The organism is Streptomyces sp. NPDC001292 (assembly GCF_042896465.1).
Classification (GTDB): domain Bacteria; phylum Actinomycetota; class Actinomycetes; order Streptomycetales; family Streptomycetaceae; genus Streptomyces.
The window spans coordinates 5,804-14,226 of record NZ_JBIAXG010000057.1 but is presented as its reverse complement, the minus strand read 5'-3'; the positions used below and the strand labels follow the sequence as shown (position 1 = coordinate 14,226).

Sequence of the window (8,423 nt, the reverse complement as noted above, 5' to 3'; positions counted from 1 at the left end):
GTCGCCCGCCGCTGCCCGGTCGGCCCGGTGCGCCCGGCCCGTCCGGTCCGCTCGGCTCGTCGGGCTCGGCGGGCTCCGCCCGGCCGGACTGGCCTCGGCTGTCGGGCGGACGGCTGTCCACAGGGCTGACGTCCTGTGGGTCTCGTAGTCCGCCCGAAGCGGCCGATCGGGTTCGCCCGCCGCTGCCCGGCCGGCCCGGTGCGCCCGGTCCACCGGGCCTGCCCGGCTCGGCGCACTCCGCCCCGCCGGACTGCCCCCGGCCGTCGTGCGGACGGGCCTCGTGAGGACGGTCGTCCTGCGGGTCTCGCAGCTCGTCCGGCAGGCGCAGGTACGGGTTGGTGGACGGGTTCGGCGGGCGGTACGGCGTACCCGGAGCGTAGGGGCTCCCCGAGGTGCAGGGCCCGGGTCCGCCCGTGTGGCCGGATAGCCCTGCCTCTTTCGCGACGGCCTGCACATCGTGACCGGCGCCCTCCACGGCCCCGGCCCCCGAGTTGTCCCCTCCGGTATCTTCCATGTCACCCCGTGCCAAGGGCGCCGCACGGCTGCCGGCGGCTCCGGTCGCGTTCGCCAGCAGGGCGCCGACGGCGCCCGCGCCGGCCCCCCACGCGGCGCCGAGCAGCAGCGCCGTGCCCAGATGCCCACGCAGTTCCACCCCGGCGCCGAACGCGTCGAAGCCGAGTACGGACAAGGACGCGTCCACCGACACCTCCGCCAGCCACGCGAGCAGCGGCAGCGCCAGCGCGGTGGCGATGCCCAGCCGCACCGCGCACCGCCCCGCGAAGCCGAGGGCGTCTCGGCCCGAAGCCGTCCCCACCGGCGTCCGTACCGCCGTCAGCGCTCCCGCCGTCAGCATCGTCAGTGCCGCCGCGACGCCCAGCAGCCACACCCGGCCGTCCAGGTCGGCCAGACGGGACAGTGTGACCGGCTGGTCGGGGTGCGTGGTCAGCAGCCTGTCCAGCGGGTCCGGCAGGAGCCCGGCCAGTTCGCCGGTCGCCCTGCCGTCCCAGGGGACGAAGAGGCCGAGCGGGATGCCGAGCCCCACCCCGTTGGGGGTGCCGAGCAGCGCCGCGCCCGCGATGCGCCGGGGGTGGTCGTCGCCGATCGCCGCGTACCCGGCCGCCGTGAGACCCGCCACCACGGCGGTCATCAGCACCGCGACGAGCGCCGACACGGCGGGCCGCACCACCCGGTGCACGGCCTCCCAGCCGCGCGGCAGCGGCGTGCGGCGCGAGGCAAGTAAAGCGATCAGCAGGACCCCGGCCGACCAGCCGAGCCCGCCCAGCAGGGTCGGCGCCGTGTCGACGGTGAAGCCGACCGCCGCCTCGGCGTCGACGAGCCTGCCGATGCGGTCGGGCAGGAGCCCGCCGATGTCCCCCAGGTCGCCGAGTCCGGGAATGCTCACGCCGCCGGATCCCGCGCCGCCCGGCAGCCTGCCGAGGCCGAGCGAACCACCGTCGATCGTGACGACGTCGTGCCCCGCCCAGGCCAGCCCGCCCAGCACCGCCACGAACAGCGCCACCACCGCGCCCGCCCGGGCCAGGAGTTCGGCCGGGGAGATCACAACTCCCGCCGCGCGCAAGGACCGTAGGAAGAACCACGACAGCAGCAGCGCACCGACCAGGCTCACTCCCAGTGGCGTGATCTGGAGGGCGGTGTGCGCCTCGGCGCCTTTCGGGCCGAACGCGGACACATCGCCGGACGGCGTGACCGAACCACCCGCCCCAAGTGCCACCATCGCGGCGGTCATAGGCCCGAGCGAACCCGCCGCGTCCGCCCGCAGCAGATGCAGACCGAGCGCGGCTGTGCCCGTCATGCCGATCAACGCCCAGCTCACGGAGGCGATCGCGGACAGCAGCACGTCCGGCCATGGCAGGCGCGCACCGCGCCTCGCGGTCCCGACGCCCGTGGCAGCGCTCATGGCAGATCCCCCGATCCGCGGCGCGGCCCGGCCGCCGCGCATGTCCCCCTCGCGTCAAATACCACTCTGCGGCCGGGTTTCAACCCCGCCGGCGAAAAAGCAGTCGAAGCGGACGTACACACTCTTCACAAGGCCCGGCTTTCGGTCAGCGGGCTGAGCCTGAAATAGTTCCCCACGATGTTCGACATCCCTAGACTCCCCGCGACGGGGGTAATTCGGGGGACAACTCAGTGGGGCTTGGAGTGCCGGAACTCGTACTGGAAACCAATGGACGGACCTGGACGCTCGACCCGTCCAGGTCCTACACCCTGGGACGCGATCCGCAGGGAAACATCGTGTTCGACGACGCCAGGGTGTCCTGGCGTCACGCCACGGTCAGCTTCAACGGCCGCAGTTGGGTCATCGAGGACCACGGCAGCACCAACGGCACGTTCGTGCAGGGCCGTCGGATCCACCAGCTGGAGCTCGGGCCCGGCTCCGCCGTCCATCTCGGCAACGCGACCGACGGGCCGGTGCTGAGCCTTTCCGGCGCCGCGGCCCCGGCGGCGACGCCGCAGGCCCAGCCCCAGCAGCAGCCGTACGCGGCCCAGGGCGCGAACCCCGGCTGGACGCAGCAGCAGGCGCCGCGGGCCGATTGGCAGCAGCCGCAGCAGGGGCAGCAGGCGCCGTCGATCCCGCAGCAGCAGGGCCCCGGCAGCGGCGCGGGGGTGCCGCCGGTCTACGGCGACCGCAGCCCGACGACCTTCCACCAGTTCTCGCTCGGCCGCGTCATGCGCATCGGCCGTGCCCTGGAGAACGACCTGGTCGTCTCCGACCTCCAGGTCTCCCGCAACCACGCGGAGTTCCACGCCACGCCCGACGGCCGCTTCGAGATCCGTGACCTCGGCTCGCACAACGGCACGTACGTCAACGGCCACCCGGTCCCCAAGGGCGGCTCGGTGCAGCTCGGCCCGACCGACATCGTCGGCGTCGGCCACTCGACGTTCCGGATCGTCGGCGACCGGCTGGAGGAGTTCGTCGACACCGGTGAGGTGTCCTTCTCCGCCCGCCACCTGACCGTGACGGTCGACGGCGGCAAGCAGATCCTGAGGGACGTCTCCTTCGGTGTCCCGGAGAAGTCGCTGGTCGGGGTCATCGGCCCGTCCGGTTCCGGCAAGTCGACCCTGCTGAAGGCGCTCACCGGCTACCGGCCCGCCGACCAGGGCGAGGTCCTCTACGACCACCGGAACCTCTACAAGCAGTTCGCCGAGCTGCGCCAGCGCATCGGCCTGGTCCCGCAGGACGACATCCTGCACAAGGAACTGGCCGTGAAGAAGGCCCTGAAGTACGCGGCCAAGCTGCGCTTCCCGGCCGACACCACGGCAGCCGAGCGCGAGGCCCGCATAGACGAGGTGCTGCGCGAGCTGAAGCTGGACGTCCACAAGGACAAGAAGGTCACCTCCCTCTCCGGCGGCCAGCGCAAGCGTGTCTCGGTGGCTCTGGAGCTGCTCACCAAGCCGTCGCTGATCTTCCTGGACGAGCCGACCTCCGGTCTCGACCCGGGCATGGACCGTGACGTCATGCAGCTGCTGCGGGGACTCGCGGACGACGGCCGCACGGTCCTCGTCGTCACCCACTCGGTGGCCGAACTGGCCCTGTGCGACAAGCTGCTGGTGATGGCGCCGGGCGGCGCCGTGGCCTACTTCGGCCCGCCGGAGGAGGCGCTGAACTTCTTCGGCTACGACACCTGGGCCGATGTGTTCTCCGCCTTCGAGAACTACCGCGACTACGACTGGGCGGGCCGCTGGAAGGGCTCGCAGCACTACCAGATGTACGCCGCGGACGTCGACGCCGTCGAGCCGCAGTCCGTACACATGCCTCCGCCGCAGGCGATCAGGCCGCCCAAGCCGCAGGGCTGGGGCTCGCAACTGATGACCCTCATCCGGCGGTACGTGTCGGTGATCGTCTCCGACAAGGGCTTCCTGGCGCTGACAGTGATCCTGCCGGCGGTGCTCGGCGCGGTCAGCCTGCTCATCGACCACAACCGCGGTCTGCTGGTCAACGAGCAGATCAACCCGAAGACGGGACTGCACATCCCGAACGGCACGGCGACCACGGTGCTGCTGATCCTCGCGGTCGGCGCCTGCTTCGCGGGCGCCGCGAACTCCGTCCGCGAACTGATCAAGGAACGGGTCATCTACGAGCGGGAACGCGCCACCGGCCTGTCCCGTTCGGCGTACCTGATGTCCAAGGTGGTCGTGCTCGGCGCGGTCACCGTGCTCCAGGGCCTGATGGTCGGCCTGATCGGCTTCTCCAGCCGCGAGATCCCCGAGAAGGGCCTGATCCTGGGCAACGCCACGCTGTTCGAGCTGTGCCTGCCGATCATGGCGCTCGGCTTCACCTCGATGATGTTCGGCCTGGTCATCTCCTCGCTGGTGAAGACCGCCGAGAAGACCATGCCGCTGCTGGTGATGTTCGCCATCGTCCAGGTCGTGTTCACCGGCTGCCTGTTCACGCTGAACGGCACCATCGGCGTCAACGAGTTCTCGTACCTGATGCCGTCGCGCTGGGCGGTGGCCGCCGCCGGTACCACGCTGGACTTCAACAACATCGCCCCGAACACCGACGACCCGACCAGCACCGACCCGCTGTGGGACCACACGGCCTCCGCCTGGGGCATCGACATGGTCGCGCTGATCGCGCTCGGTGTCGTGTGCGGCTTCCTGGTGGCACGCTTCCTGCGCCGCCACGAGCCGGAGGTCATGCGCAAGTAACCGTGCCGCGTCACGCGCCACGGCACGAAGGGCGGCACCCCGCAGCGGGGTGCCGCCCTTCGGCGTGCTGTCAGAGGTCCGCGCCGGCCTCAGTAGGCGCTGTTGACGTGGTCGATGGAGCCGTACCGGTGCGCCGCGTAGTTGGCGGCGGCGGTGATGTTGGCGACGGGGTCGTAGATGTTCCGGGACGTGCCGGGCACGTGGTACGCGTTGAAGGTCGGGTCGATGACCTGGAGCAGGCCCTTGGACGGGATGCCGTTGCGCGCGTTGATGTCCCAGTTGTTGATGGCGTTCGGGTTGCCCGAGGACTCCCGCATGATGTTGCGGTGCAGGCCGCTGTAGGAGCCGGGGATGTTGTGCTGCTTCATGACCGCGAGTGCCTGCCGGATCCAGCCGTCCAGGTTGTTGCCGTAGCGGGTGGAGACGGCGACCGTCTGCAGCTGCGGGCGCTTGGTGGACCGGCTCGCGGCCTGCTTGGCCTGGTGCGCGGCCTTGGCCTTGGCCTGGTGCTGGGCGGCGGCCCGGGCCTGCTGCTTCGCGGCGGCCTGCTTCTTGGCCGCGATGGCCTGGATCTTCACGCTCTCGCCCGCGAGCTGGTCGGTGACGCTGGCCTTGACGCCCTTGATCGGCTGGGAGCCGAGCTGCACCGGGGCGGCGGCGACGCTGCTCGTCGGCTCGGCCTGGCTGGGCGCGGCCGAGACGGCCACGGCGGCCGCACCGAGCACGGCGACGCCGGCGACGGCGATCTTGCGGGGCTGGGCCAGGGCACGACCGTGACGACGGAGGTTTGCGGGCATGGCGAAATAGACCTCTTCGAGTAGCGCGGAGGTCGCTCTCCGGACTGCGGGAGGGGGTCCGTCCCACACAATCGCCGCGAGGGGAAACCCGCGGCGTTGAGCGACGAGAGCAATTCTTAGCGGCCGCAAAATCCACTGGCAAAGGTGTGATGTACGAAGCCAGATAGTGGAGTGGAACGGACAAAACAGGACAGACGGGATCGTCTGTGCCGTTCGTGATGGGGGTCTCTGTCTCCTATGTCCCTTCGTACGTGATCCGCGTCCTGTGGGTGCCCTCACATCGGGGCAGAGGTTTTCTCACCTTTGGTTGCCGCCGCAACGCTCTGGGTGAGCGGGTTTTCCCGACAGGACGCGGTAGGCTCCGCCGCCCCCGGACCCGTCCGGTACTCGGCCGCCGGACCTAGGTCCAGCGGCCCGGGCACGGCCGTCACAGGGCCGATCCGGGCCGTCACCCCCCGCCGGTACCGTGAGGACATGAGTCAAGGTCCCAGGTCCGGCCTCGCCGCGGTGAGTTCCGCGCTGCTGGCCATGAGCAGGCACCTCGAGGTGCGCGACGTCCTGAAGACGATCGTCGCCTCGGCCCGCGAGCTGCTCGACGCACAGTACGCCGCCCTCGGCGTACCGGACGACCACGGCGGCTTCGCCCAGTTCGTGGTCGACGGGGTCAGCGACGAGCAGTGGCGGGCCATCGGCCCGCTCCCGCGTCAGCACGGCATCCTCGCAGCGATGCTGCACGAGGCGCGGGCCGAGCGCCTCGCGGACCTGCGCGAGGACCCGCGCTTCGAGGGCTGGCCCGCCGCCCACCCGGAGATGTCCGACTTCCTGGGCCTGCCCATCCGCGACGGCGACGAGGTCATGGGCGCCCTGTTCCTGGCGAACAAGAACCGCGCGAAGCCCGAGGGCGGCTGCGGCTTCACGGAAGAGGACGAGGAACTGCTCTCCATCCTCGCCCAGCACGCCGCGATCGCCCTCACCAACGCCCGCCTCTACGAACGCAGCCGCGAGTTGACCATCGCCGAGGAGCGCTCCCGCATCGCCCATGAACTGCACGACGCGGTCAGCCAGAAACTGTTCTCCCTGCGTCTGACCGCCCAGGCCGCCACCGCCCTCGTCGACCGCGACCCGGCACGCGCCAAGGGCGAGTTGCAGCAGGTGGCCGCGCTCGCCGCCGAGGCCGTCGACGAACTGCGCGCCGCCGTCGTGGAACTGCGCCCCGCCGCCCTCGACGAGGACGGCCTGGTCGCCACCCTCCGCACCCAGGTCCAGGTCCTCGACCGCGCCCACAGCGCGCGCGTCACCTTCACCACCCGCGGCATCCGCGCCCTGCCGGCCGCGCAGGAGGAGGCCATGCTCCGCGTAGCCCAGGAAGCCCTGCACAACGCGCTGCGGCACGCGCGGGCGGACCACGTCGACGTCACCCTGGACCGCCGCGGCTGCGGTGCCGCCCTGCGGATCACCGACGACGGTACCGGCTTCGACCCGAAGGCGGTGCGCCGCGCGGGCCGCCACCTCGGCCTGGTCTCCATGCGGGACCGGGCGAGCGGGGTCGGCGGACGGCTGATGGTGGAATCGGCGCCCGGCAAGGGCACCGCGATCGAGATGGAGGTCCCCGGTGGCTGACGCAATCAAGGTGCTGCTCGTCGACGACCACCAGGTGGTCCGCCGGGGCCTGCGCACCTTCCTGGAGGTGCAGGACGACATCGAGGTCGTGGGCGAGGCGGCGGACGGCGCCGAGGGAGTCGCCCGCGCCGAGGAACTGAGGCCCGACGTGGTCCTCATGGACGTCAAGATGCCCGTCATGGACGGCGTCGACGCGCTGCGCCGGCTCCGTGAACTCGGCAACCCCGCGCGCGTGCTGATCGTCACCAGCTTCACCGAGCAGCGTACGGTGGTCCCGGCGCTGCGCGCGGGCGCCGCCGGGTACGTCTACAAGGACGTGGATCCCGACGCGCTCGCCGGCGCCATCCGCTCGGTGCACGCCGGGCACATCCTCCTGCAACCGGAGGTCGCGGGCGCCCTGTTGTCCCAGGAGGAGAGCAACTCCGGCCAGAGCCGGGGAACCTCGCTGACGGAGCGGGAGCGGGAGGTGCTCGGCCTGATAGCCGACGGCCGCTCGAACCGCGAGATCGCCCGGGCCCTGGTGCTCTCCGAGAAGACCGTCAAGACCCATGTGTCGAACATCCTGATGAAGCTCGACCTGGCGGACCGCACCCAGGCCGCGCTGTGGGCCGTACGCCACGGTCTGAGCGGCTGACTTCGGCCGCCGGCGGCAATGCGGATGGTCCCGCTCCGGGCTGAGATTCATACCGTCGTGGGAATGTCCCCCGGATGGCGCAACCTCCGCGCGGCCCGGCCGTTCTCCAGTGCGTGCCGCGGCGCCTGCCGCGGCGATCACCAGGAGGGGTCAGAAGTGAAGATCGTGAAGAAGGCAGCGGCCGTGACGATGGTGGCCGCGGGGCTCGTGGCCGCCGGCGCCTCGATGGCCTCCGCCACCGACGGTGCCTGGGCCGGCGGCGCCGCCAAGGGCTCCCCGGGCGTCGTCTCGGGCAACGTCGTCCAGGCCCCGATCCACATCCCGGTCAACGCCGTCGGCAACAGCGTCAACGTCATCGGCGTCCTGAACCCCGCCTTCGGCAACCTCGGCCTCAACCACTGAGTCCACCGCGACCGGCGGCCTCCCGGCTCCCCCCGGGAGGCCGTTTCGCGATCCGCGAGCAACCTCGACGCCGGTCGCCGATCATCACCGCACCCCTTTCTCCCGCTCCTCCACCACCGAGTTGTAGGCCGCCACCTGCGCCCGCCGAGCCGTCCGCTCCACCGGCCGCAGCGCGGCTCCCCGCGCCGCCATCTCGGACGCGCTCACCGCACCCCTTTCTCCCGCTCCTCCACCACCGAGTTGTAGGCCGCCACCTGCGCCCGCCGAGCCGTCCGCTCCACCGGCCGCAGCGCGGCTCC

7 protein-coding genes are annotated in these 8,423 nt (G+C 71.6%); 4 read left to right on the top strand and 3 right to left on the bottom strand.

The annotated features are described in order from the left end of the window. The coding region (locus ACFY4A_RS37065; protein ID WP_390833709.1) for a streptophobe family protein at positions 1-1,960 on the bottom strand (1,960 nt) is incomplete at its 3' end. Positions 1,961-2,160: 200 nt separating this feature from the next. Between ACFY4A_RS37065 and ACFY4A_RS37060 the strand changes: the two genes are divergently transcribed. After that, positions 2,161-4,671, top strand: coding sequence for an FHA domain-containing protein (locus tag ACFY4A_RS37060; RefSeq protein ID WP_390833732.1), 2,511 nt, complete (start codon positions 2,161-2,163; stop codon positions 4,669-4,671). Positions 4,672-4,760: 89 nt separating this feature from the next. On the opposite strand, the gene ACFY4A_RS37055 is transcribed toward ACFY4A_RS37060, so the two are convergent. Continuing rightward, on the bottom strand, positions 4,761-5,468 hold the full coding sequence (locus ACFY4A_RS37055; RefSeq protein ID WP_390833708.1) for a transglycosylase SLT domain-containing protein: 708 nt from the start codon (positions 5,466-5,468) through the stop codon (positions 4,761-4,763). Positions 5,469-5,942: 474 nt separating this feature from the next. Here ACFY4A_RS37055 and ACFY4A_RS37050 point away from each other — a divergent pair, with 474 nt between their 5' ends. The 3 genes from ACFY4A_RS37050 (at position 5,943) to ACFY4A_RS37040 (ending at position 8,124) form a co-directional block, all read left to right on the top strand. After that, the gene (locus tag ACFY4A_RS37050) at positions 5,943-7,088 is read left to right on the top strand and encodes a GAF domain-containing sensor histidine kinase (RefSeq protein ID WP_390833707.1); all 1,146 of its coding nucleotides are present in this window, start codon (positions 5,943-5,945) and stop codon (positions 7,086-7,088) included. Next, positions 7,081-7,722, top strand: coding sequence for a response regulator (locus ACFY4A_RS37045; protein ID WP_390833706.1), 642 nt, complete (start codon positions 7,081-7,083; stop codon positions 7,720-7,722). The genes ACFY4A_RS37050 and ACFY4A_RS37045 overlap by 8 nt, the downstream gene beginning before the upstream one ends. 156 nt (positions 7,723-7,878) lie before the next feature. Continuing rightward, the gene (locus ACFY4A_RS37040) at positions 7,879-8,124 is read left to right on the top strand and encodes a chaplin (RefSeq protein ID WP_390833705.1); all 246 of its coding nucleotides are present in this window, start codon (positions 7,879-7,881) and stop codon (positions 8,122-8,124) included. A gap of 84 nt (positions 8,125-8,208) precedes the next feature. Here ACFY4A_RS37040 and ACFY4A_RS37035 read toward each other — a convergent pair whose 3' ends face one another. Then, positions 8,209-8,331: a hypothetical protein gene (locus ACFY4A_RS37035; protein WP_390833735.1), complete on the bottom strand. Its 123-nt coding sequence runs from the start codon at positions 8,329-8,331 to the stop codon at positions 8,209-8,211. Positions 8,332-8,423: the final 92 nt, after the last annotated feature.

Excerpts from the sequence above, each read along its gene's own strand:
- ACFY4A_RS37050 (WP_390833707.1), top strand. The coding sequence starts at position 5,943 with ATGAGTCAAGGTCCCAGGTCCGGCCTCGCCGCGGTGAGTTCCGCGCTG.
- ACFY4A_RS37055 (WP_390833708.1), bottom strand. The coding sequence starts at position 5,468 with ATGCCCGCAAACCTCCGTCGTCACGGTCGTGCCCTGGCCCAGCCCCGC.